The 21,242-nt window shown below is 65.4% G+C and carries 23 protein-coding genes; 5 read left to right on the top strand and 18 right to left on the bottom strand.

The window, feature by feature from the left end; translation table 11 throughout:
- Window positions 1-9: 9 nt before the first annotated feature.
- From M2395_RS20895 to M2395_RS20880, 4 genes are all read right to left on the bottom strand, one after another.
- The gene (locus tag M2395_RS20895; RefSeq protein WP_053153367.1) at window positions 10-1,260 is read right to left on the bottom strand and encodes an RNA polymerase sigma factor; all 1,251 of its coding nucleotides are present in this window, start codon (window positions 1,258-1,260) and stop codon (window positions 10-12) included.
- Window positions 1,260-1,751, bottom strand: a complete 492-nt coding sequence (locus M2395_RS20890) for an SRPBCC family protein (protein ID WP_123431334.1) — start codon at window positions 1,749-1,751, stop codon at window positions 1,260-1,262. The genes M2395_RS20895 and M2395_RS20890 overlap by 1 nt, the downstream gene beginning before the upstream one ends.
- A 26-nt stretch (window positions 1,752-1,777) precedes the next feature.
- Window positions 1,778-2,122 carry a YciI family protein gene (locus M2395_RS20885; RefSeq protein ID WP_011062819.1) on the bottom strand — a complete coding sequence of 115 codons (345 nt, stop codon included), beginning with the start codon at window positions 2,120-2,122 and terminating at the stop codon, window positions 1,778-1,780.
- A 67-nt stretch (window positions 2,123-2,189) separates the two neighbouring features.
- Entirely contained in the window at window positions 2,190-2,624 is a 435-nt protein-coding gene (locus tag M2395_RS20880) for an SgcJ/EcaC family oxidoreductase (RefSeq protein WP_019093589.1), read from the bottom strand.
- Between the two features lie 182 nt (window positions 2,625-2,806).
- On the opposite strand from M2395_RS20880, the gene M2395_RS20875 reads away from it, so the two are divergent.
- On the top strand, window positions 2,807-3,292 hold the full coding sequence (locus M2395_RS20875) for a GNAT family N-acetyltransferase (protein WP_011062821.1): 486 nt from the start codon (window positions 2,807-2,809) through the stop codon (window positions 3,290-3,292).
- 34 nt (window positions 3,293-3,326) lie between these two features.
- Here M2395_RS20875 and M2395_RS20870 read toward each other — a convergent pair whose 3' ends face one another.
- The gene (locus tag M2395_RS20870; RefSeq protein WP_053159844.1) at window positions 3,327-3,824 is read right to left on the bottom strand and encodes a GNAT family N-acetyltransferase; all 498 of its coding nucleotides are present in this window, start codon (window positions 3,822-3,824) and stop codon (window positions 3,327-3,329) included.
- 211 nt (window positions 3,825-4,035) lie between these two features.
- Between M2395_RS20870 and M2395_RS20865 the strand changes: the two genes are divergently transcribed.
- Window positions 4,036-4,176, top strand: a complete 141-nt coding sequence (locus M2395_RS20865) for a hypothetical protein (protein WP_015636715.1) — start codon at window positions 4,036-4,038, stop codon at window positions 4,174-4,176.
- Here M2395_RS20865 and M2395_RS20860 read toward each other — a convergent pair.
- The 9 genes from M2395_RS20860 to M2395_RS20820 all read right to left on the bottom strand — a co-directional run bounded on the left by M2395_RS20860 (window position 4,155) and on the right by M2395_RS20820 (window position 13,823).
- A complete protein-coding gene (locus M2395_RS20860; protein WP_011062823.1) occupies window positions 4,155-4,847 on the bottom strand; it encodes a response regulator in 693 nt (230 codons plus the stop codon). The two genes, M2395_RS20865 and M2395_RS20860, sit on opposite strands and share 22 nt — an antisense overlap.
- Entirely contained in the window at window positions 4,844-7,516 is a 2,673-nt protein-coding gene (locus M2395_RS20855) for a sensor histidine kinase KdpD (RefSeq protein WP_019093585.1), read from the bottom strand. Before M2395_RS20855 ends, M2395_RS20860 begins: the two co-directional genes overlap by 4 nt.
- A 78-nt stretch (window positions 7,517-7,594) precedes the next feature.
- Entirely contained in the window at window positions 7,595-9,667 is a 2,073-nt protein-coding gene (kdpB, locus tag M2395_RS20850) for a potassium-transporting ATPase subunit KdpB (RefSeq protein ID WP_011062825.1), read from the bottom strand.
- Window positions 9,668-9,679: 12 nt separating this feature from the next.
- Window positions 9,680-10,363, bottom strand: a complete 684-nt coding sequence (kdpC, locus tag M2395_RS20845; RefSeq protein WP_123431335.1) for a potassium-transporting ATPase subunit KdpC — start codon at window positions 10,361-10,363, stop codon at window positions 9,680-9,682.
- Between the two features lie 9 nt (window positions 10,364-10,372).
- Window positions 10,373-12,079 (bottom strand): potassium-transporting ATPase subunit KdpA, encoded by a 1,707-nt coding sequence (gene kdpA, locus M2395_RS20840; protein WP_123431336.1) that lies wholly within the window; start codon window positions 12,077-12,079, stop codon window positions 10,373-10,375.
- 13 nt (window positions 12,080-12,092) lie between these two features.
- Window positions 12,093-12,263, bottom strand: coding sequence for a hypothetical protein (locus M2395_RS20835; RefSeq protein WP_169892051.1), 171 nt, complete (start codon window positions 12,261-12,263; stop codon window positions 12,093-12,095).
- A complete protein-coding gene (gene kdpF / locus M2395_RS20830) occupies window positions 12,247-12,345 on the bottom strand; it encodes a K(+)-transporting ATPase subunit F (protein ID WP_019093583.1) in 99 nt (32 codons plus the stop codon). The genes M2395_RS20835 and kdpF overlap by 17 nt, the downstream gene beginning before the upstream one ends.
- Before the next feature lie 257 nt (window positions 12,346-12,602).
- Window positions 12,603-13,091 (bottom strand): GyrI-like domain-containing protein, encoded by a 489-nt coding sequence (locus M2395_RS20825; RefSeq protein WP_123431337.1) that lies wholly within the window; start codon window positions 13,089-13,091, stop codon window positions 12,603-12,605.
- A 69-nt stretch (window positions 13,092-13,160) separates the two neighbouring features.
- Complete coding sequence (locus M2395_RS20820) at window positions 13,161-13,823, bottom strand: LysE family translocator (RefSeq protein ID WP_011062831.1); 663 nt, start codon at window positions 13,821-13,823, stop codon at window positions 13,161-13,163.
- A gap of 279 nt (window positions 13,824-14,102) precedes the next feature.
- On the opposite strand from M2395_RS20820, the gene alaC reads away from it, so the two are divergent.
- Window positions 14,103-15,314: an alanine transaminase gene (gene alaC / locus M2395_RS20815; protein WP_011062832.1), complete on the top strand. Its 1,212-nt coding sequence runs from the start codon at window positions 14,103-14,105 to the stop codon at window positions 15,312-15,314.
- A 96-nt stretch (window positions 15,315-15,410) separates the two neighbouring features.
- Here the strand turns inward: alaC and M2395_RS20810 are convergent, their stop codons facing one another.
- Together M2395_RS20810 and M2395_RS20805 are read right to left on the bottom strand one after the other, a co-directional pair.
- Window positions 15,411-16,763, bottom strand: coding sequence for a GntP family permease (locus M2395_RS20810; RefSeq protein ID WP_011062833.1), 1,353 nt, complete (start codon window positions 16,761-16,763; stop codon window positions 15,411-15,413).
- 84 nt (window positions 16,764-16,847) lie between these two features.
- Window positions 16,848-17,381 carry a gluconokinase gene (locus M2395_RS20805; protein ID WP_011062834.1) on the bottom strand — a complete coding sequence of 178 codons (534 nt, stop codon included), beginning with the start codon at window positions 17,379-17,381 and terminating at the stop codon, window positions 16,848-16,850.
- A 215-nt stretch (window positions 17,382-17,596) separates the two neighbouring features.
- Between M2395_RS20805 and M2395_RS20800 the strand changes: the two genes are divergently transcribed.
- A complete protein-coding gene (locus tag M2395_RS20800) occupies window positions 17,597-18,628 on the top strand; it encodes a LacI family DNA-binding transcriptional regulator (RefSeq protein WP_011062835.1) in 1,032 nt (343 codons plus the stop codon).
- A gap of 6 nt (window positions 18,629-18,634) precedes the next feature.
- Here the strand turns inward: M2395_RS20800 and M2395_RS20795 are convergent, their stop codons facing one another.
- A complete protein-coding gene (locus M2395_RS20795) occupies window positions 18,635-19,255 on the bottom strand; it encodes a LysE family transporter (RefSeq protein ID WP_011062836.1) in 621 nt (206 codons plus the stop codon).
- 66 nt (window positions 19,256-19,321) lie between these two features.
- Between M2395_RS20795 and M2395_RS20790 the strand changes: the two genes are divergently transcribed.
- Window positions 19,322-20,251: a LysR family transcriptional regulator gene (locus M2395_RS20790; protein WP_123431338.1), complete on the top strand. Its 930-nt coding sequence runs from the start codon at window positions 19,322-19,324 to the stop codon at window positions 20,249-20,251.
- Between the two features lie 4 nt (window positions 20,252-20,255).
- Here the strand turns inward: M2395_RS20790 and M2395_RS20785 are convergent, their stop codons facing one another.
- Window positions 20,256-21,170, bottom strand: a complete 915-nt coding sequence (locus M2395_RS20785; RefSeq protein ID WP_011062838.1) for a LysR family transcriptional regulator — start codon at window positions 21,168-21,170, stop codon at window positions 20,256-20,258.
- Window positions 21,171-21,242 lie beyond the last annotated feature (72 nt).

The following is a 21,242-nucleotide window of genomic DNA, read 5'->3' as shown; positions in this document are numbered from 1 at the left end:
CGCCCGCCTCTATAAGGCGTCGAGCTGGGCCAGGCGCTGTTCGAGGAAGCGCCGCTCGGGGGCTTGCCGGACCAGGGCCAGGGCCCGCTGGTAGGACTGGCGCGCCGCGGCGATATGCCCCAGTTGCCGGCAGAAGTCGGCACGAGCGGCATGGGCCAGGTGGTAATCCTGCAAGTCGCCGCGCAGCAGGATCGCTTCCACTTGCGCCAGCCCGGCACCGGGCCCGTCGCGCTGGGCCAGGGCCACGGCACGGTTGAGCTCGATCACCGGCGAAGGCTGCAGGCGCAGCAGCACGTCATACAAACCGACGATCTGCGGCCAGTCGGTCTGTGCTGCACTCGGCGCTTCGGCATGCACCGCGGCAATCGCCGCCTGCAGGCAATAGGGCCCGGCCTGGCCGCTGCGCAGGCCGCGCTCTACCAGGGCACAGCCCTGCTCGATCAAGTCCTGCTGCCACAACCCGCGATCCTGCTCGTCCAGCAGGACCAGCTCGCCGTCGCTGGAAAGGCGCGCGCCACGCCGTGACTCGTGCAACAGCATCAGCGCCAGCAGGCCCATCACCTCCGCTTCCGGCAACAGTTCCAGCAGCAGGTAGCCCAGGCGGATGGCTTCGCGGGTCAGGTCCTCCCGGGTCAGCTCGGCGCCCATGGAAGCCGAATACCCTTCGTTGAACACCAGGTAGATCACCCGCAGCACGCTCTCCAGGCGCTCGGGCAGCTCGCTCAACGCCGGCACCTGGTAGGGAATCCGCGCATCGCGGATCTTCGCCTTGGCACGCACGATGCGCTGGGCGATGGTGGCCGGCGTGGCCAGAAAGGCCCGGGCGATTTCCTCGGTGCTCAGGTCGCAGATCTCCCGCAGGGTCAGGGGTACCTGGGCATCCGCCGCCAGCGCCGGGTGGCAGCAGGTGAAGATCAGGCGCAGGCGATCGTCTTGCACGTCCTCGGCGCTCCAGTCGTCCTGTTCCAGTTGCTCGAGCTGGCTGAGCAGCGCCGCCTGTGACGCCGCGAAGCGCGCCCGGCGACGCAGGGCGTCGATGGCCTTGAAGCGGCCGACGGACACCAGCCAGGCCCGCGGGTTGTCCGGCACGCCATCGCTGCGCCAGCGCTCCACCGCCACGAAGAAGGCTTCATGCAGCGCCTCCTCGGCCAGGTCGAAATCCCCCAGCAGGCGGATCAGGGTGGCGAGGATCCGCCGCGACTGCTCGCGGTAGACCTGCGCCACCGTTGCCGCGATGACTTCCCGAGGCTGGTCGCTCATCAGTCCGGCAGGTCCCAGGTGACCAGGGCCACCAGGCGCTCCAGGCTCTGCCCCCAGCCCTCGTGAAAGCCCATGGCCTCATGGGCCTTGCGATCGGCCTCGGTCCAGTGCATGGCGCGGGCAGTGTAGAGGGTCTGGTCGCCCTGCTCCTCGAAGGTCACTTCAGCGGTCATGAACGGCTTGCCCGAGGGGATCCAGCCCGGCAGGTAGGCGTCGGTAAACACCAGCCGCGACGGCGCGGCGATCTCCAGGAACACCCCCATGGTCGGGTACTCGCTGCCGTCCGGGGCGCGCATCAGGGTACGAAACTGGCCGCCGACCCACAGGTCCATTTCACACTCCGGAGTGGTCATGCCGTGGGGCCCCCACCATTGCGCCAGCAAGGCCGGCTCGGTCCAGGCGCGAAAGACCTTGTTGCGCGGCGCGTCGATCAGGCGGCTGATGGACAGTTCATGCTCGGCGGGCTTGCGGCCCGCGGTCTGGAAAGTCATCGCGAAACTCCTGTTTATCGTTGTTTTCAGGGATTCAATTCACGTACCGGACGCACTTCGACACTGCCGACCCGGGCCGCCGGTATCTGCCCGGCCACCTGGATCGCTTCGTTCAAGTCCTTGGCCTGGATCAGGTAGAAACCGGCCAACTGTTCCTTGGTTTCGGCGAACGGGCCATCGGTGATCGACAGCTTGCCACCGCGCATGCGCACCGTGGTGGCGGTGTGCACCGATTGCAGCGCCTCGGCGGCAAGCATCCGCCCGCTGCCCTGGACCGACTCGGCATAGGCAAGGCACTCGGCATCCTCGGGGCTGTCGGGCAGGCTGTGCAGCAACTGTTCGTCGCTGTAGACCAGGCATAGGTATTTCATGGGCACCTCCGGATTCGGGCTGAGCAACTATGGTCGCTGTTCGCCGCTTTGGCGAACCGCTGGTTGCTCAGGGTTGCAGGTCGAACTGGGTGGTCCCGGTGAGCATGTCGAACGGCGCCGACCAGTGCTCGTGCACCACCAGCCATTGGCCCGCACGGCGCTGGTAAGCGGCACTCACCCGCATCCAGCAGGCCTTGGTCACGCCCTCGGCATCGGTGCCACCGCAATGGGCCAGCCAGTGGGCGAAGGCCAGCTCTTCGTCGGCCAGCACCTGCAACTGATGGAACTCGAAAATGCCCGGGCCGGGGCAGACCTGCATGCACGCTTCCCAGTGTTCGCGATAGGCGGCCTTGCCCTTGAATTGCAAGGCACCGACCGCGTCGAAAGACGTGATGTCGTCGGCGTAGTAGCTGACAATACGCTGGATATCCCGGGCCATCACAGCCTGTTGCCAGTTGTCGATCAGGCTGCGGACCTGCGCTTCGTTGGATGGATTGTGCATGGCGAAACTCCTCATGAATGGAATGAACCGCTGCTGAACACCCCCTGCACCCACGCCGTTGAATGTTCAGTTCACCCTTAGTCGTCTGGCCATTCGCGCAATCGACACTGCGCATAAAAAAATTTACCGGCGGGGCAAAATCGCTAGAATCCGCACCCTCCCCCCACCGGATCTACGTGCCCGTGACCACTCGCCTGGTGCCTTACGAACAGCTCGACAGCCACCAGCATGCCCGCTTGCTGGAGCTTGAGGTGCTGCCCGGACAGAAGGCGTTTAGCGGGGACATTCATGGCGCGCTGTACACCCTCGACAACGCGCCGCGAGGAGCGATCAGGGGCTTTGCCCTGCTCAGCGAGGAGTGGCCGGTGGCCTTCCTGCTGCTCAAGCGCCCGCCCTGCCTGCCGGCCTGGGCCGATGCCGACAGCGCCAGCCTGCACGCCCTGCAAGTGGACCGGCGGCACCAGGGCCGGGGCTTCGGCCAGGCCTGCCTGCAAGCGGTGCCTGAGGCCGCCCGCCAGGCCTGGCCCGAACTCAAGGGCCTGACCCTGGCGGTGGACAGCGACAACCAGCCGGCCCTCAGGCTGTACCGCAAGCTGGGCTGGGTGGAAAACGGCGAAGCCTGCAAGGGCCGGATCGGCTATGAACGGCGGATGGCGCTGGCGTTCTGACCCCGGGCCCTCGGCTGCAAACCCGATATCCGCTCTACAGCGGCTGCACCATCTCGTGCCAGGCCATGCCGCCGTGGTCCGACTCCGACGCCTTGATGTAGACAAAACCAAAGCGCTGGTACAGCGGTACATGGCGTTCCTTGCACATCAGGTGGATGCGCGCCTTGCCCAGTTCGCGCATGCGCGCGATGAAGGCTTGCAGCAGGTGCCGGGACAGGCCCAGGCCCTGGAAGTCCGGGTGCACCACCACCGACATGATCACCACTTCCGGGCCCGCCGGGTCGTGGCCGATCAGTTCCTTGAAGGCCTCGTCGGCCATCTGCACGTCGAAGGTGGCGCCGGAGTTGATGAAGCCGGCCACCACACCCTGCACTTCGGCAACGATGAAACCTTCGGGCCAGGTGGCGATGCGGGTGGCGATCTTGTCCCGGGTCGCGGCCTCGTCGCCTTCGTAGGCCAGGGTCTCGATGGCAAAGCAGCGGTCCAGGTCGGTGGGCAGGACGGTGCGGATCAGCGGAGTCGAAGCGGTCATGGGCGGCAACCTGGGGTCGGAGAAGGGCCGCCGATTCTACCAACAGTGCAGCCTGCGTATGCATTGCATAGGGATCGAAGGGGCCGCCGTAAAGCTTTCATATAAGCCCTGGCAACGCCTGCGCCAAGGGCTTATCTATCAGCTCCCCGACGTCAGGGTGGCCGGCCCGAGCGGGCTGGAACCGCCCCGTCCTGCCCCCAGGAGCTTTCCCATGAGCAATATCCAGATCGGCCTTCTACTGCTGTTCGGCATTGCCGCCTTCGGCTGCATCACCCTGTACATCGACTTTGTCCACGAACGGCGCCGCGGCGAAAAATCCCTGGGCCGGGATCACAGCCCCACCAGGCGGTAACCCACCTGCAACTCGGTGATCAGATGCTGGGGCTGGGCCGGATCGGCCTCCAGCTTCTGCCGCAGATGGGCCATGTGCACCCGCAGGTAATGGGCACGGTCGACGTAGTCCAGGCCCCAGACTTCCAGCAGCAACTGGCGATGGGTCAGCACCCGGCTCTGGCCACGGATCAGCGCGCAGAGCAGGCGGTACTCGATCGGCGTGAGGTGCACAGGCAGCCCTTCGCGGCGCACCTCATGGGTGGCCAGGTCGACCTCGATGGCACCAAAGGCCACCTTGCTGGTGGCGGCCGCCGTACCGCTCTGGCCATGACGGCGCAGTTGCGCGCGAATCCGCGCCAGCAGTTCCGGCACGCCGAACGGCTTGACCAGGTAGTCGTCGGCGCCGGCATCCAGGGCGGCGACTTTCTCGTCCTCCCGATCCCGGGCCGACAGCACCAGGATCGGCACCGCCAGCCAGCCGCGCAGCTCGCTGATCAACTGCTTGCCGTCGCCGTCCGGCAGGCCCAGGTCGACGATCACCAGGTCCGGCTGGCGGCTGGCGGCATGGATCAGGGCGCGCTTGACGCTGTCGGCCTCGAACACCTGGAAACCTTCGTCCTCCAGGGCGATACCGACGAAACGGCGGATATTGGCTTCGTCCTCGACGATCAGGATGCGTGCGCTGCTCATAGGGTTTCCATGGAAGGCGGCTGACCCGCCGGCAAGGTGATGACAAAACTCAGCCCGGCATCGGCATGAGGCTGGGCCTCGATGCGCCCGCCATGGGCCTCGACGATACGTTTGGCCAGGGCCAGGCCCAGGCCGATGCCGGCCACGGCGGATTCCTGCTGACCGCGACTGAAGGCTTCGAACAGGCTGGCCGGGGAACTGCCCTTCGGGCAGCCCGGGCCGCTGTCGCTGACCTGCAGGATGATCTGCTGGTCGACCTGGCGGGCGCTGATCTGCACCAGGGTCCCGGCCGGGGTGTACTTGGCGGCGTTGTCCAGAAGGTTCACCAGCACCCGCTCCAGCAACAGCGCGTCCACTTCCACCAAGGGCAGCTGCGGCGCCATGGCCACTCGCAATTGATGCCCGGCCAGGGGCTCGCGCAGCTGGCGCAGGGCACTGCCGACAATCTCCTCCAGGGAGTTCCACTGGCGATTCAGGCGTACCCCGCGCTCCTGCATGCGCGCCATGTCCAGCAGGTTCTCGATCAGCCGCTGCATGGACGAAGCCTGATCGTGAATCCCTGCCAGCAGGTGCTTGAGCGGGCCCTGCGCAGCGTGGGGCAAGGCGGCGTCGGCGGCGCCGATGATGGTGGTCAAGGGCGTGCGCAGGTCATGGGAAATGGCCGCCAGCAGGGTGTTGCGCATGCGCTCGCCCTCCATCTGCAGCACAGTGCTCTGGGCCACCTCGACGTAATGCACGCGCTCCAGGGCAATCGCCAGCTGGCTCATGCAGGCCTCCAGCAGGCGCTGTTCTTCCGGCTCCTTGAGGCGCTCGGCATCCTCGGCTTCAAGCACCAGCACGCCACGCACCCGCATCGGCGCCTTGAGCGGCAGATAGCAGCCCTTGGCCGCCGCCAGGGTATCGGTGCCGCGCCCGGCCGGTTGGTCGTGGTCATAGGCCCACTGGGCGATGCTCTCGTCAATGGCCAGGGTATTGGCGCTCAGCGCCCGCACCCGGTTCTCGGCATCCGGCAACGCCAGCCCGACCCGGGCCTCGAACACCCCACTGAAGGTACGCAAGGCCACGGCGCAGATCTGCTCCTCGGTCAACGCCGCCGACAGCTCACGGGCCAGCCCGGCCAGGGAGGTGGCACGGCGCTCGCCCGCAGCCGCGGTACGCGCTTCATGGCGCAGGCGCGCGGTGAGCTGGCCGGTGATCAGGGCAATCCCCAGCATCAGGGCGAAGGTGAAGAAGTACTGGGTGTCGTTGACCGTGAACGACCACACCGGCTGGACGAAGAAGAAATCGAAGCACAGCACCGCCAGCATCGCCGCCCAGACGCCGGGGCCCCGCCCGTAGCGCAGCGCCACCAGGACCACGGTCAGCAGGAACAGCATGACCACGTTGGCCGGGTCGAACACTTTGAGCAGCAGCGCCGCCACCGCGGTGGCGGCAAAGCACGCCAGGCTCGCCCACAGGTAGGCCGGCGCGCGGCTGGGCGGCAGGCCGGCCTCGGGCTTGTCCACTGGCGCAGGGCGCCGGCTCAAGGGCCCGTTGGCGATCACGATCTGGTCGATTTCCGGGTGCTGGCGGCTGATGCGGTCGCTCACCGACTGGTGCCAGAACTGCCAGACCTTGCGCGGGTAATGGCCCAGCACCAGGCGATTGGCGTTGTGCTCGCGAGCGCAGGCCACCAGGGCTTCGGCGACATCCATGCCGGGCAAAGTGGCGGTCTCGGCGCCAAACTCGGCGGCCAGGGCCAGGGTCTTCATGGCCGCCGCATAACGGGCGGCGCCGGCGCCACGGCGCTGGGCCGAAGCCACGTGCACCACCATCCAGTCGGCTTCGAGCTTTTGCGCCAGGCGCGCGGCTTCGCGCACCAGGCGCTCGTCCGCCGGGTCGCCGGCGATCCCCACCAGCAAGCGCTCGCGGGCTGGCCACAAGGCATTGATCGAACGCTCGCGGCGATAGTCGCGCATCTGTGCATCGACCCGGTCGGCGGTACGGCGCAGGGTCAGTTCACGCAGGGCCAGCAGGTTGCCCTTGCGAAAGAAATGCCGTGAAGCGCGTTCGGCCTGGGGCCCGAGGTAGACCTTGCCGTCCTTGAGGCGGCGCAGCAGGTCATCCGGCGGCAGGTCGATCACCAGCACTTCGTGGGCTTCGTCGAACAGGTGGTCGGGCACCGTCTCGCGCACCCGAATGCCGATGATCCCGCTGACGATGTCGTTGAGGCTTTCCAGGTGCTGGACGTTGAGGGTGGTCCAGACATCGATGCCGGCCCGCAGCAATTCCTCCACGTCCTGCCAGCGCTTGGGATGGCGCGAGCCGGGCACGTTGCTGTGGGCCAGCTCGTCCACCAGCAGCACCGCCGGGTGGCGCGCCAGGGCGGCATCCAGGTCGAACTCCGGCAAGGCGTAGTCGCGGTGCATCAGGCGGTGGCGCTCCAGCACTTGCAGCCCTTGCAGCAGCTCGGCGGTTTCCCGCCGGCCATGGGTTTCCACCACCCCGGCCACCACATCGCGGCCCTGGGCCACTTCGTTGCGCGCCGCGGTGAGCATGGCGCAGGTCTTGCCGACTCCGGCGTTGGAACCGAAATAGATCCGCAGTTTGCCCCGTTGGGCCGCTTGCTCGTCCTGCTGCAGTTTTTCCAGCAGCGCATCGGGATCGGGGCGACCGTCGCGGGGCGGCATGTCAGCATCGAGAACAGCCATGTGCATCCTTAAATGGACAAGGCGGCACTCGAAAGAGCGCCGCCTTGCAAGTCCCTGTCAGACCAGGCCGAGGCCGGCCAGCAGCATGTCGATCAGCTTGATCCCGGCGAAGGGTACCAGCACCCCGCCCAGGCCGTAGATCAGCAGGTTGCGGTTGAGCAGCGCCGCGGCGCCAATGGCCCGGTACTTCACCCCCTTGAGCGCCAGGGGGATAAGGAACACGATGATCAGCGCGTTGAAGATCACTGCACTGAGAATCGCCGAGTTCGGGCTGTTCAGGTGCATCACGTTCAGCGCCGCCAGTTGCGGGTAAGTGGCGACGAAGGCGGCCGGTACGATAGCAAAATACTTGGCCACGTCGTTGGCCACGCTGAAGGTGGTCAGGGCGCCGCGGGTCATGAGCATCTGCTTGCCCACTTCCACCACTTCGATCAGCTTGGTCGGGTTGCTGTCCAGGTCCACCATGTTGCCGGCTTCCTTGGCCGCCTGGGTGCCGCTGTTCATGGCCACCGCCACGTCGGCCTGTGCCAGGGCCGGGGCGTCGTTGGTACCGTCGCCGGTCATGGCCACCAGCTTGCCCTTGGCCTGGTAGTCGCGGATCAGTTGCAGCTTGTCCTCGGGCCGCGCTTCGGCGAGGAAATCGTCGACCCCGGCTTCCACGGCGATGGCCGCCGCGGTCAGGCGGTTGTCGCCGGTGATCATCACGGTCTTGATGCCCATGCGCCGCAGCTCGGCGAAGCGCTCCTTGATCCCGCCCTTGACCACGTCCTTGAGCTCCACCACGCCCAGGGCCTGGGCGCCTTCACTGACCACCAGCGGGGTGCTGCCACGGCGCGAGACTTCATCGACCTTGGCCTGCAAGGCCGGCGGGAAGCTGCCGCCCTGGGCCTCGATATGCCGGCGGATGGCATCGGCCGCGCCCTTGCGGATGCTCCGGCCCTCGGGCAGGTCGACCCCGCTCATGCGGGTCTGGGCGGTGAACTGCACGAAGCTGGCGCCCAGGGCGTGAAGGTCACGCCCACGGATGTCGAACAGTTGCTTGGCCAGCACCACGATGCTCCGGCCTTCAGGGGTCTCGTCCGCCAGGGAAGCCAGTTGCGCGGCTTGCGCCAGTTCGCTGTCCTTGATCCCCGGCGCCGGCAGGAAGGCGCTGGCCTGGCGGTTGCCCAGGGTGATGGTGCCGGTCTTGTCCAGCAGCAGCACGTCCACGTCCCCCGCCGCTTCCACGGCGCGGCCGGAGGTGGCAATGACATTGGCCGACATCATCCGGCTCATGCCCGCCACACCGATGGCCGAGAGCAGGCCACCGATGGTGGTGGGGATCAGGCACACCAGCAGCGCCACCATCACCGTGGCGCTGATCACACTGCCGGTGCCGCTCATGGCCACGGCAAAGATCGAGTACGGGCTCAGGGTCACGATCACCAGCAGGAACAGCAGGGTCAGGCCCACCAGGAGAATGGTCAGGGCCACCTCGTTGGGAGTCTTCTGGCGCTTGGCCGACTCCACCATGGAGATCATGCGGTCCAGGAACGACTCGCCGGGGTTGACGCTGATGCGCACCACCAACCAGTCCGACAGCACCCGGGTGCCGCCGGTGACCGAGGAGAAATCGCCCCCGGCCTCGCGGATCACCGGCGCCGATTCACCGGTGATGGCGCTTTCGTCCACCGTGGCCACGCCTTCGATGACCTCGCCGTCCAGGGGCACCAGGTCGCCGGCCTCGATCAGCACCACCATGTCCTTGCGCAGTTCGCTGGCGGCCATGGGCAACCAGGCGGCGCCATGCCGGGGCTGTTGCAGCAGCTTGGCCAGGGTCTGGCGCTTCATGCCCTTGAGGCTCGCCGCCTGGGCCCGGCTGCGGCCCTCGGCCAGGGCTTCGGCAAAGTTGGCAAACAGCACGGTGAACCACAGCCACAGGGTGATGCTGAGGATAAAGCCGCTGGGGGCCTCACCCTCGCCGCCCAGGGACTGGAACCACAGCAGGGTGGTGAGAAGGCTGCCCAGGTAGACCACGAACATCACCGGGTTCTTCCACTGCGCCTGGGGCAGCAGTTTCTTCACGGCATCCAGGCACGCGGTGAGCACTAGCCCACGGTCGAACAACGCTATACGAGGGTTGCTACTCATGATCGACGTCTCTTACTCACTGGCCGCAACGGGCGAGGAATGCAGGGGCGCTTGGGCATCCAGCGCCAGGTTGAGTTGCAGCACATTGACCCGGGGCTCGCCCAGCAGGCCGAAGGTGCGGCTTTCGCTGTGCGCCTGCAGCAGCATCAGCACGTCCACGGCGGCCATTTGCCGCTGGCGGGCCACCCGGTTCAGTTGCAGCCGGGCGTTGGCCAGGGAGATGTGCGGGTCCAGGCCGGAGGCCGAGGCGGTCACTGCGTCCACTGGCACCGGCATGTCTGCCGCCAGGCCATTGAGCTGGCGATAGGCGCTGACCCGCACGGCCACGCTGTCCACCAGCTTCTGGCTGGTGGGGCCCAGGTTGCTGGCGCCGCTGGCCCCGGCGTTGTAGGGCTGGGGCACACTCTTGCTCGGGTCCAGCGGATCGCTGCCCAGGGTCATGCTCGGGCGGCCCTGGAAATACTCCGGGCGGTCGAACGCCTGGCCGATCAGCGCCGAGCCCACGACCCGGCCATCACGCTGCACCAGGCTGCCCTGGGCCTGGAACGGAAACAGCAGGTTGGCCAACCCCGTGGTAACCAGCGGATAGGCCAGCCCGGTGAGCAGCATGAAGAACACCGCCGACACCAGCACCGGGCGCAACAGGCCCTTGAACAACAGCGCGGTGGCGCCCTGGGTTTGCATTTGCGTAGTCATCACAACCCCTTACTTGTAGGTCTGGCCGGCGAGCAACTGCAGTTGCTCCACCAGCGGGCCGAGCGCGAGGGCCGGCAGGAAAGTCAGGCCACCGACCACCAGCACCACGAACACCACCAGCAACATGAACAGCGGCGTGGCGGTGGGAATGGTGCCGGCACCGGCCGGGATGTTCTTTTTCGCCGCCAGGGAACCGGCCACGGCCAGCATCGGCAGCATGGTGAAGAAGCGCCCCATGAGCATCGCCAGGCCAATGGTGGTGTTGAAGAACGGTGTATTGGCGTTCAGGCCGGCAAACGCCGAACCGTTGTTGGCGGTGCCCGAGGCGTAGGCATAGAGCACCTCGCTGAAGCCATGGGGGCCCAGATTGTTGAGGCTGTTGAGAGTGCCCGGCCACAGTGCCGCCAGGGCGGTGAAACCGAGGATGCAGATCGGGTGCGCGAGCACCGAGAGCATCACCAGTTTGATCTCCCGGGCCTCGATCTTCTTGCCGAGGAACTCAGGGCTGCGGCCGATCATCATGCCCACCAGGAACACCGTCAGCAGGGCGTACTGGATCAGGTTGATAAAGCCCACGCCGTCGCCGCCGAACACACAGTTGAGCATCATCTGCGCCAGGGGCACGAAGCCGCCCATGGGGGTCAGCGAGTCGTGCATGGCATTCACCGAACCGGTGGTGGCGCCGGTGGTGGTGGTGACGAACAGCGCGGTGTCGGCAATGCCGAAGCGCAGCTCCTTGCCTTCCATGTTGCCGCCGCTCTGGGTCTCCGACATCTGCTGGTCGGCACCGGCCTGGGTCAGCAGCGGGTTACCGCCCTGCTCCGCGGTGAAGACAATCGCCAGGAAGCCGATGAACATCACCAGGAAAGTGCCGAAGAACACCCAGCCCTGACGCCGACGCAGCAGCATGCTGCCGAAGGCGTAGGTCAGCGCCGAAGGGATCAGCAACATGCTGAGGATGTGCAGGACGTTGGTCAGCGGCGTCGGATTCTCGAACGGGTGGGCGGCGTTCATGCTGAAAAAGCCGCCACCGTTGGTGCCGATGTGCTTGATGGACTCGAAACTGGCCACGGCGCCAACGATCAGTTGCTGCTGGGCGCCTTCCAAGGTGGTGGCCAGGGCCTGGGAGTTGAGGGTCTGAGGCATGCCCTGCCAGACATAGACCAGGGCCATGATCAGGCACAAAGGCAGCATCACTCGGTACAGGGTTCGGGTGAAATCCACCCAGTAGTTGCCCAGGTCCGCCGAGCTGGAACGGCTCAGCCCACGAATGAAACCGGCTGCCGCCACCACGCCGGCGGTGGCGCCGACGAACATCAGGAAGGTGATCACTGCCATCTGGCTGAAGTTCGACAGGCTGCTTTCACCTGAGTACGCCTGCCAGTTGGTGTTGGTGATAAAGGACGCGGCGGTGTTGAACGCCAGGTCCGGGGTCTGCGCCGCCAGCCCCAGGGGGTTGAGCGGCGTGCTGCCTTGCAGGCGCAGCAGCAGGTAGCCCAGCAGCATCATCGCCGCATTGGACAGCAGCAGGGCCGAGCCATAGCGGGCCCAGCCCATGGTTTCAGCCGGGTCGATCCCCAGCAGGCGGTAGGTGGCACGCTCCGGCAAGGCGTGGCCACGGCCGCTGAAGACCCGGGCCAGCCATTGGCCCATCAGCGCGGCCAGCCCGGTCATCAGGCCGAGGATCACCGCGTATTCCAGCACAGTACTCAACATGTCGATGCTCCGTTCAAATCTTGCCCATGGCGACGATGACCAGGGCCGTCAACACAAAGAACCCCAGGGTCAGGCCCACGAAGATCAGGTCGAACATGGCTGGTTTCCTTTCTGGTAGTTGCCCGGACGGGCGAATGAAAGTGGGTGGCAGTTGCTGCGTGCGGTCATCAGAATTTCTCGGCACGGATCAGCGCATAACCCAGGTAGGCAAACAGCAGCACGGCGCACAAACCACTGGCGCCGTAGATGAATGGCAGTGTCAGCAAGGCAGCTCTCCCCTTAATGCTCAAAGGCGGTGCCGGGAGCGCAAAGCGCAACCCGGGCACGGCCGGTCAGGGCACCCGCGACGGGCGCCGGCAGGGAGTCGGGAACGCCTCGTCCACCGCTCTCCTCTGCGCCACGCAGGTTAGGTGAGGGCGCATCAAGGTCGGGCACTGATTGCCGGGGGCGGCATTAAGACGGCGTAAAGATTGCGGCGGTGTGGGGCGGGAGAATCGGGGACGGGCCAGCGCCCCCGAGGGGGTCATTCACTTTTCAGGGGCAGCCAGATTTCCAGTACCCCGGTGCCGGCCTGGGGGTTGAAGTCGGCGCTGTAGCGCTCGAATTCCGGGGCATCGGCGGCCTCTCGACCCGACTGGGGCAGCCAGGTGTTCCAGATGTAGTCGCAGGTCCGGGGCAAGTCCTGCAAGGCGCCGCCATGCTCGAACACCGCATAGTGCTGCGGCTGCACCTCGATCCAGCGATAGCGCTCGGGCAGATCGTCGAGCTTGCTGATCTCGACCCCGGCGATGTACTCGAAGCCGCCCTGGCCGTCGGGGTTGCAGCAGATGCCATAGGTCTTGCGGTCGACCTGCCCCGGCACCTTGCCGATGTGCGGCACAAAGCGCTGCCACAGCAGGCCGATGTCCTGGCGAGTGGCAGGAGTGAATCGTTCGCCGAGGCCGGCGATCAGCAAAAAACGCTCCCTTTCGAAGCGCGGTTCTGGGCCTCTGCCCTGTTCTTGCTCATCCATGAATGCCACTCCTGCCGCAGAAAAGATGGGTTCGGCACGAAGTATAGAAGCCAATAGCCAAGGCCAGGATCAGAGCGCCGGAAGGTCTGCCGCGCCCGTACCAAGGATGAACTCCTGGTAGCCGGATAGAATCACATACACCGCGAAATAGCAGAAGATCGCCGCAGATGCCAGGTAGGAATAGCGCAACAGCTTGTCCCCCAGCAGCTTGCCGCCCTGGGTCGCGGCCAGGCACAGGCCCAGGGTCCAGACCAGCCCGGCACAGAAAAAGCCGGCCAGGAACAATCCCGAATCGGCAATCCCACCGCCCCCGGATCGGGCAATCAGGGTGCCGCCCACGGCAGCGAACCAGAGGATCGCACTGGGGGACGACATGGCCAGGAAGATCCCGCGGAAAAACTCCCGGCGCGGCGAGCCCTGGTCCGCCTCCCCGGCGGTGGCCAGCACCGCGCTGTGATGGAGGGCGGCGTAGATCATCTTCGCCGCGAAGTACACCAGCAGGGCCGAACCGCCGATCCACAGCACCCAGCGCACGCTTTGGTATTGCAGCAGCACGGTCATCCCGGCCAGGGCCAGCAGCGCATAGATCAGGTCGCCGACACAGGTCCCCAGGCCCAGGCAGAAGCCCTGGAAATAACCCCGTTGCATGGCCAGGGTAATCATCGCGATATTGGCCACGCCGATGTCCAGGCACAGCGAAAGGCTCAACAAGAAGCCGCTGGTAAACTCCATCATTCATCCCGTGTGCTGCTGTTGTTCGAAGAGGGGCGAGGTGCGAGGAGCCCGGAAAAGCCGGGCCGGCTGAGGCAGCTCACAGCCCCTGCAGGCAAGAAGCGTGCACGTTATAGCGGCAAATCCTGCACCCTCGCAAATCCGCCCGGCGCACCAAAAATAATTTTCCGCGCCTCTGGACAAGCCGGCGGCGGCGCCCGTATCGTCTGCCCCGCAGGCCACCGCAGTGGCCAACGTCGCTCGGACGGTTCCGGGCGCTTACGTCTTTTCGAGGCAACAATGGCCGAACAAGGTTCGCCGCGCCGCTTTGCGCGCATCGATCGTCTTCCCCCCTATGTTTTCAATATCACTGCCGAGCTGAAGATGGCTGCGCGTCGGCGCGGCGAAGACATCATCGACTTGAGCATGGGTAACCCCGACGGCCCTACCCCGCCGCATATCGTCGAGAAACTGGTCACCGTCGCCCAGCGCGAAGACACCCACGGCTACTCCACCTCCAAGGGCATTCCGCGGCTGCGCCGGGCGATTTCCCGCTGGTACAAGGACCGCTACGAGGTCGATATCGACCCGGAAAGCGAAGCCATCGTCACCATCGGATCCAAGGAAGGCCTGGCGCACCTGATGCTGGCCACCCTGGACCAGGGCGACACGGTGCTGGTGCCCAACCCCAGCTACCCGATCCACATCTACGGCGCGGTCATCGCCGGCGCCCAGGTGCGCTCGGTGCCGCTGGTGCCCGGGGTGGATTTCTTCGCCGAGCTGGAGCGGGCCATCCGCGGTTCGATCCCCAAGCCGAAGATGATGATCCTCGGCTTCCCGTCCAACCCCACCGCCCAGTGCGTGGAGCTGGACTTCTTCGAACGGGTGATCGCCCTGGCCAAGCAGTACGACGTGCTGGTGATCCATGACCTGGCCTACGCCGATATCGTCTACGACGGCTGGAAAGCCCCGTCGATCATGCAGGTGCCGGGCGCCAAGGACATCGCGGTGGAGTTCTTCACCCTGTCCAAGAGCTACAACATGGCCGGCTGGCGCATCGGCTTCATGGTGGGCAACCCGGAACTGGTCAGCGCTCTGGCGCGGATCAAGAGCTACCACGACTACGGCACCTTCACCCCGTTGCAGGTGGCGGCGATTGCCGCCCTGGAAGGCGACCAGCAATGCGTGCGCGACATTGCCGAACAGTACCGGCAGCGGCGCAACGTGCTGGTCAAGGGCCTGCATGAGCTGGGCTGGATGGTGGAGAATCCCAAGGCCTCAATGTATGTCTGGGCCAAGATTCCCGAGGCCTACGCGCACCTGGGCTCCCTGGAGTTCGCCAAGAAGCTGCTGGCCGAGGCCAAGGTCTGTGTCTCGCCGGGGGTGGGTTTTGGTGAATACGGCGACGATCACGTGCGCTTCGCCCTGATCGAAAACCAGGACCGGATTCGCCAGGCAGTGCGCGGCATCCGCGGCATGTTCCGCGCTGACGGGCTGGCACCGAAAAGCTGAGATGGCTTGAGCCACAAAAAAACCGCAGCGATGCGGTTTTTTTGTGGCCGTGCTATCGGTGTTTCGCGGGCAAGCCCGCTCCTACAGGCGGTGCTCTTAAACCACCAACGACAGCAGCAGGATAAAGATCAGGCCCACCACCGAAAGGATGGTTTCCATCGCCGTCCAGGTCTTGAACGTCTCGGCCACGGTCATGTTGAAGTACTGCTTGACCAGCCAGAACCCGGCGTCGTTGACGTGGGATAGGATCAGCGAGCCGGCGCCGGTGGCCAGCACCAGCAGCTCGCGGTTGACCCCTGGGATCATCCCCACCACCGGCACCACGATGCCGGCACCGGTGATGGTGGCCACGGTGGCCGAACCGGTGGCGATACGGATCACCGCCGCCACCAGCCACGCCAGGAGGATCGGCGAGATCTGCGCATTGACCGCCATATGGCCGATCACGTCACCCACGCCGCTGGTCACCAGCATCTGCTTGAAGCCGCCACCGGCACCGATGATCAGGATGATCGCCGCGGTCGGCGCCAGGCTGGCATCCAACAGTTTGAGAATCTGCTTGGAACCGATGCCCTGCTTGTAGCCGAAGGTGTACAGCGACAGCAGCAGCGCCAGCAGCAAGGCGGTGATCGGGTGGCCGATCATGTCCATCCAGATGCGGAAGAAGTGTCCGTCCGGCAGCGCCACGTCGGCGAAGGTCTTGAGCAGCATCAGGAACACCGGCAACAGCACGGTCACCAGGGTCACGCTGAAGCTGGGCAACTGGGCGGCCTGGGGCTCGCGGGCCAGTTGGTCCACCAGTTCCTGGGACGGATTACCGGGAATGTACTTGGCAATGAAAGTGCCGTAGATCGGCCCGGCGATGATCGCCGTGGGCAGCGCCACGATCAGCCCATACAGGATGGTCTTGCCGATGTCGGCGCCGAACACGCCGATGGCCAGCAGCGGCCCCGGGTGCGGCGGCACCAGACCGTGCACCGCCGACAGGCCGGCCAGCAGCGGAATGCCGATCTTGATCAGCGACACCCCGGTACGCCGGGCAACGATGAACACCAGCGGAATCAGCAGCACGAAGCCGATCTCGAAGAACAGCGGGATGCCCACCAGGAAGGCGGCGAACATCATCGCCCACTGCACCCGCTCCTTGCCGAACGAGCGGATCAGGGTCTGGGCGATCTGATCGGCGCCACCGGACTCGGCCATCATCTTGCCGAGCATCGTACCCAGGGCCAGGATGATGCCGACAAAACCGAGCACGCCACCAAAGCCGTCCTGGAACGCCTTGATGATCTTGTCCACCGGCATGCCCGACGTCAGGCCGAGGAAACCCGCGGCGATGATCAGAGCGATGAAGGGGTGCAGCTTGAATCGGGTGATCAACACGATCAGCCCGATGATAGTGACCACTGCATCAACCAGCAGATAGGTCTCTTGGGACATGCCAAACATGGGATTGCCTCCGGTTTGTTGTTTTTATTAAAGCGTTAAAAACAAGGGCCGAGTGGGATAGCGCTACCTTTTTCGAGCCAGCACTTAATGTGAAGGTTCCAGGCCATGCTCCAGCCACCATTGGTTGGCCAGTTCGGCCAGGCGCTGGACGCTCAGGGTGCTGGCATCCAGGGCCAGGGTGAGCGGCTCCCCCACCGGGGATTCGAGAGTGGCGAACTGACTGTCGATCAGGGTCGAAGGCATGAAATGCCCTGGCCGGTGCGCCACACGGTCGGCGGCGACTGCCGGAGTCAGTTCGAGAAAGACAAAGCCCAGGCCGGGCGTGGCGGCGCGCAGGCGCTCGCGGTACTTGCGCTTGAGCGCCGAGCAGGTCAGTACCGGGTGCTGGCCGGCGGCCAGGGCACGACGCAACTCATCGCACAGGCTGTCGAGCCAGCCGGCACGGTCTTCGTCGTCGAGGGGAATGCCGGCACTCATCTTGGCGATGTTCGCCGCCGGGTGGAAGGTATCGCCTTCAATGGCCATGGCGCCGCTGCGCTGGCACAGGGCCTGACTGACACTGGACTTGCCGCAGCCGGCAACACCCATGATGACCAGGGCGGTGATGGGTTGACTCATGAAACACCTCAGCGCGCAGACAGCGCTACCTTCGCAAATAAAAAATCTAGTACAAAAACAGTGTCTGCCGACGCCTTCTTGTCATTTTTGTGGGTTGCCGCGTATATAGTCCGCCAAACCAAAGAGCGAGGGTCAGGCACACCTCGCTCACGCATTGCAGCTGTTTCAGGACAGCGCTACCTTAGAGACTTGAATTTTGTTTGGCAAGCCGTCTGATGACCACTCATAAAAACGATAAAAACACCCGTACCACGGGCCGTCCCACCCTCAATGAAGTCGCCCGCCTGGCCGGAGTCAGCCCGATTACCGCCTCCCGGGCCCTGCGCGGCGTCAGCAGCGTGGCCACCGAACTGGTGGAAAAGGTGCAGAAGGCCGCGCAGGAACTGAACTACGTGGTCAACTCCGCCGCCCGCGCCCTGGCTTCGGCGCAGAGCCAGTCGGTGGTGGTGCTGGTGCCGTCGCTGTCCAACCTGCTGTTCATCGAAACCCTGGAAGCCATCCACCAGGTACTGCGCCCCAAAGGCTTCGAAGTGCTGATCGGCAACTGCCACTATTCTCGGGACGAAGAAGAAAACCTGCTGCGCAACTACATGACCTACCAGCCCCGGGGGCTGCTGCTGACCGGTTTCGACCGCACCGAAAGCGCCCGACGGATGATCGAGGCGAACAACATTCCCTGCGTCTACATGATGGACCTGGACTCCGGCGCCGGGCTCAACTGCGTGGGCTTCTCGCAATTGAACGCCGGCGAAACGGCGGCCCAGCATCTGATTTCCCGCGGGCGCAAGCACCTGGCCTACGTCGGTGCGCAACTGGACCAGCGCACCCTGCTGCGCGGCGAAGGTTTCCGCCGTGCCCTGCAGCAGGCCGGGCTGTACAACCCCGACCTGGAACTGCTGACCCCACGGCCCTCGTCCGTCGGCCTGGGGGCCGAGCTGTTCCTGCAGCTGATGCAGAGCCAGCCCCAGGTGGACGCGATCTTCTTCGGCAACGACGACCTGGCCCAGGGCGCGCTGCTGGAAGCCATGCGCTGCGGGATCAAGGTGCCCGAGCAGGTGGCGGTGCTGGGCTTCAACGACCTGCCCTCCTCCGAACACATGGTGCCGCGCCTGAGCAGCATCAGCACTCCGCGCGAAGCCATTGGCCGCCGCGCCGCCGAACAGATGCTGACCCTGCTGGCCGGCAACAGCGTGGCCGAGCCGGTGGTGGACATGGGCTTTGAACTGCGGGTTCGGGAAAGCACCTGAAACGCCTCAGGGCCTGACGCTCAGGACACTGAGCAACAGGCCGAAGCCCACCAGCACCGCGCCGAACAACTGATCGATCCGGCGTTTGTAGGCCAGTAGCCGGCCGGCAATCGCCGGTGCCGAGAAAAACAGCGCCACCAGCACGAACCACAGCACGTGGGCCAGGACGATGATCGCGCCGTAGCCGATCTGCACCGGCAAGGCCGTGCCCGGCTGAATCACCTGCATGAACAGACTGAGAACGAAAATCATCGTCTTGGGGTTCAGGGCATTGGTCAGAAAGCCACTGCGCAAGGCGCCCCAGGTCGACATCCGAGCCCCCTCTGCCGGTTCTTCCCCCGGACGTTGCTCAGGGCTGCGCAACAGCTTGATGCCCAGGTAGATCAGGTACAGCGCACCCGCGATCTTCAAGCCGGTAAACCACAGCAGCGACTGCTGCAACAGCACCCCCACCCCCAGCAAGCTGTAGCCGATATGCACCATGACCCCGAGCCCGATGCCCAGGGCCGTGAACACGCCGTGGCGGCGCGAAAGCAGCAGGCTGTTGCGGGTTACCAGGGCAAAGTCGGCCCCGGGGCTGAGTACAGCAAGAATGGTAATGGTGATTACGAGTAACAGTTCGGTCACGTTGAATACGCCTAGGCTATAGAATCAGGCGCTACTGTATTGGGACCATGACCCAGGCCGATAACGATGAAAACTGACATTCCTGGTGATAAAAACTCACAACTCTCGCGACGGCGCCTGCCCCCGCTGAGCGCCTTGCGCTGCTTCGAAGCCGCTGCACGCCTGGAAAGCTTCACCCAGGCCGGCGCCACCCTGCACCTGACCCACGGCGCCATCAGCCGTGCGGTGCGCGCCCTGGAAGAGGACCTCGGCACCCCTCTCTTTGAGCGCCGCAGCCAGCGGGTCTTTCTCACCGCCGCCGGAGCCGAACTGCTGCACAGCGTGACCCAGGCCCTGGACCTGATCGAGAGCACCGCCAGCCGCCTGCGAGCCCCGGCTCCCGCAGCACCGCTGGTGCTGTCCTGCGAGCCGACCCTGCTGATGCGCTGGCTGATTCCGCGCATGCCGGGGTTCTATGCCGAGCACCCGCAAGTGCCGATCCAGCTGCTGGCCGGCGGCGGGCCCTTCTCGTTCGGTGCCGGTATCGACCTGGCGATCCGCCGCAACGACTTTGCCTGGAGCCGCGACACCCAGGCCCAATGGCTATTCGACGAAGCCATAGGCCCGGTATGCCGCCCTGAGCGCCAGGCCGACTGGACCCCGGCAACGGCCGGGCTGGCGCAACTGGCGGCGCAGGCCCCGCGCCTGCACAGCGCCACCCGGCCGCACGCCTGGCAACAGTGGCTGCAATTGCAGCAACAACCGGTTGCCCCGACGCCACCGGAGCAGGTCTTCGAGCACTTCTACTTCAGCCTGCAAGCGGCCGTGGCCGGGCTGGGTCTGGCCATTGCCCCCTGGCAACTGGTGCGTGACGACCTGGAGGGCGGGCTGCTGTGTGCGCCCTTCGGCTTTGTCGCCGATGGCAGCGCTTATTACCTGCTTTCCCCCCAGGCCATAGACCCAGATTCGGCCAGCGGAAAACTGCTGCACTGGCTGCGCCGGCAAGCCCTGGCGTAGGCACTCAGGCAGGCGGGGCCACGGCCCCCAGCGCCGGGTCCTCGCCGCTGAGCAATTGCACCAGGGCCAGGGCCCCCTTCTGCAAAGGCTGGTTCTTCAACCACACCGCGTGCACCGGCAACACCAGGCCGTTGTCGATGTTCTTGAAATGCAACCGTTGCAAGCGCCCCGCCGCCAGCAACGGCTGGATCACCGACAACGGGAAATTGCCCCAGCCGATCCCCGCCTCCACCATGTGCAGGGCCATCGCCAGGCTGTCGGTGCGCCACAGCGACTCGCCCACCAGGGGCCGGGTATCACTCAGGGGCAGGTCGCGGCTGGCCACCACCACCTGACGGACCTTGATCAGCTCTTCCAGGTACAGCGAACCGTCACTGGCCTGGAACACAGGGTGCCCGGCGCAAATGCAGGCAATCATCCGCTCGCAGCCCAGGTACTGGAAATACTCCAGGGCATTCACGCTCAACCCGGCAAAGGCCACGCCGACGCTGACCCGGCCACTGTGCAAAAGGTGCAGCACGTCATCCTGGGGAGCACTGAGCAGCTCGACTTCCAGCAGCGGATAACGCTCGGCAATCAGCTTGATGGCGGCCAGTACCCGTTGCTTGTCGATGTCATCCACCACCGCGATCGACAGCTTGCTCTCTAGGCCCAGGGACAGCTCGACGGCATGCACCTGCAATTGCTTGAGCTGGTCGGCAATCAGCCGCGCATGGGGCGCCAGGGACAAGGCCAGCGGCGTGGGCAGCGGCTCGCGGTGGCTGCGATCGAACAGCGCATACCCCAACTCCGCCTCGAGGTTGGCGATGCCCATGCTCACGGCCGAAGGCACCTTGCCCAAAGAACGCGCCGCCGCAGAAAAGGAGCCGCGATCGAGCACGGCGAGAAACAACTGGATGCTGTCGCTGGAGAAGTTCATGAGAAACAACCTATCAGGAAAACTGAAAGCTTCCGACTTTTTCTGTCACCTTGATTGAAGCTATCTTCCGCG

The organism is Pseudomonas sp. BIGb0176 (genome assembly GCF_024810175.1).
GTDB classification, from domain to species: Bacteria; Pseudomonadota; Gammaproteobacteria; order Pseudomonadales; family Pseudomonadaceae; genus Aquipseudomonas; species Aquipseudomonas protegens.
Note: the sequence above shows the minus strand (reverse complement) of the source record. Positions and strands in the feature narration are given on the sequence as shown.

What these genes read in the sequence shown, in the direction of transcription:
- M2395_RS20895 (WP_053153367.1), bottom strand. Translation starts at nt 1,260, where the DNA reads ATGAGCGACCAGCCTCGGGAAGTCATCGCGGCAACGGTGGCGCAGGTC.
- M2395_RS20890 (WP_123431334.1), bottom strand. Translation starts at nt 1,751, where the DNA reads ATGACTTTCCAGACCGCGGGCCGCAAGCCCGCCGAGCATGAACTGTCC.
- M2395_RS20885 (WP_011062819.1), bottom strand. Translation starts at nt 2,122, where the DNA reads ATGAAATACCTATGCCTGGTCTACAGCGACGAACAGTTGCTGCACAGC.
- M2395_RS20880 (WP_019093589.1), bottom strand. Translation starts at nt 2,624, where the DNA reads ATGCACAATCCATCCAACGAAGCGCAGGTCCGCAGCCTGATCGACAAC.
- M2395_RS20870 (WP_053159844.1), bottom strand. Translation starts at nt 3,824, where the DNA reads ATGACCGCTTCGACTCCGCTGATCCGCACCGTCCTGCCCACCGACCTG.
- M2395_RS20865 (WP_015636715.1), top strand. Translation starts at nt 4,036, where the DNA reads ATGAGCAATATCCAGATCGGCCTTCTACTGCTGTTCGGCATTGCCGCC.
- M2395_RS20860 (WP_011062823.1), bottom strand. Translation starts at nt 4,847, where the DNA reads ATGAGCAGCGCACGCATCCTGATCGTCGAGGACGAAGCCAATATCCGC.
- M2395_RS20855 (WP_019093585.1), bottom strand. Translation starts at nt 7,516, where the DNA reads ATGCCGCCCCGCGACGGTCGCCCCGATCCCGATGCGCTGCTGGAAAAA.
- kdpB (WP_011062825.1), bottom strand. Translation starts at nt 9,667, where the DNA reads ATGAGTAGCAACCCTCGTATAGCGTTGTTCGACCGTGGGCTAGTGCTC.
- kdpC (WP_123431335.1), bottom strand. Translation starts at nt 10,363, where the DNA reads ATGACTACGCAAATGCAAACCCAGGGCGCCACCGCGCTGTTGTTCAAG.
- kdpA (WP_123431336.1), bottom strand. Translation starts at nt 12,079, where the DNA reads ATGTTGAGTACTGTGCTGGAATACGCGGTGATCCTCGGCCTGATGACC.
- M2395_RS20825 (WP_123431337.1), bottom strand. Translation starts at nt 13,091, where the DNA reads ATGGATGAGCAAGAACAGGGCAGAGGCCCAGAACCGCGCTTCGAAAGG.
- M2395_RS20820 (WP_011062831.1), bottom strand. Translation starts at nt 13,823, where the DNA reads ATGGAGTTTACCAGCGGCTTCTTGTTGAGCCTTTCGCTGTGCCTGGAC.
- alaC (WP_011062832.1), top strand. Translation starts at nt 14,103, where the DNA reads ATGGCCGAACAAGGTTCGCCGCGCCGCTTTGCGCGCATCGATCGTCTT.
- M2395_RS20810 (WP_011062833.1), bottom strand. Translation starts at nt 16,763, where the DNA reads ATGTTTGGCATGTCCCAAGAGACCTATCTGCTGGTTGATGCAGTGGTC.
- M2395_RS20805 (WP_011062834.1), bottom strand. Translation starts at nt 17,381, where the DNA reads ATGAGTCAACCCATCACCGCCCTGGTCATCATGGGTGTTGCCGGCTGC.
- M2395_RS20800 (WP_011062835.1), top strand. Translation starts at nt 17,597, where the DNA reads ATGACCACTCATAAAAACGATAAAAACACCCGTACCACGGGCCGTCCC.
- M2395_RS20790 (WP_123431338.1), top strand. Translation starts at nt 19,322, where the DNA reads ATGAAAACTGACATTCCTGGTGATAAAAACTCACAACTCTCGCGACGG.
- M2395_RS20785 (WP_011062838.1), bottom strand. Translation starts at nt 21,170, where the DNA reads ATGAACTTCTCCAGCGACAGCATCCAGTTGTTTCTCGCCGTGCTCGAT.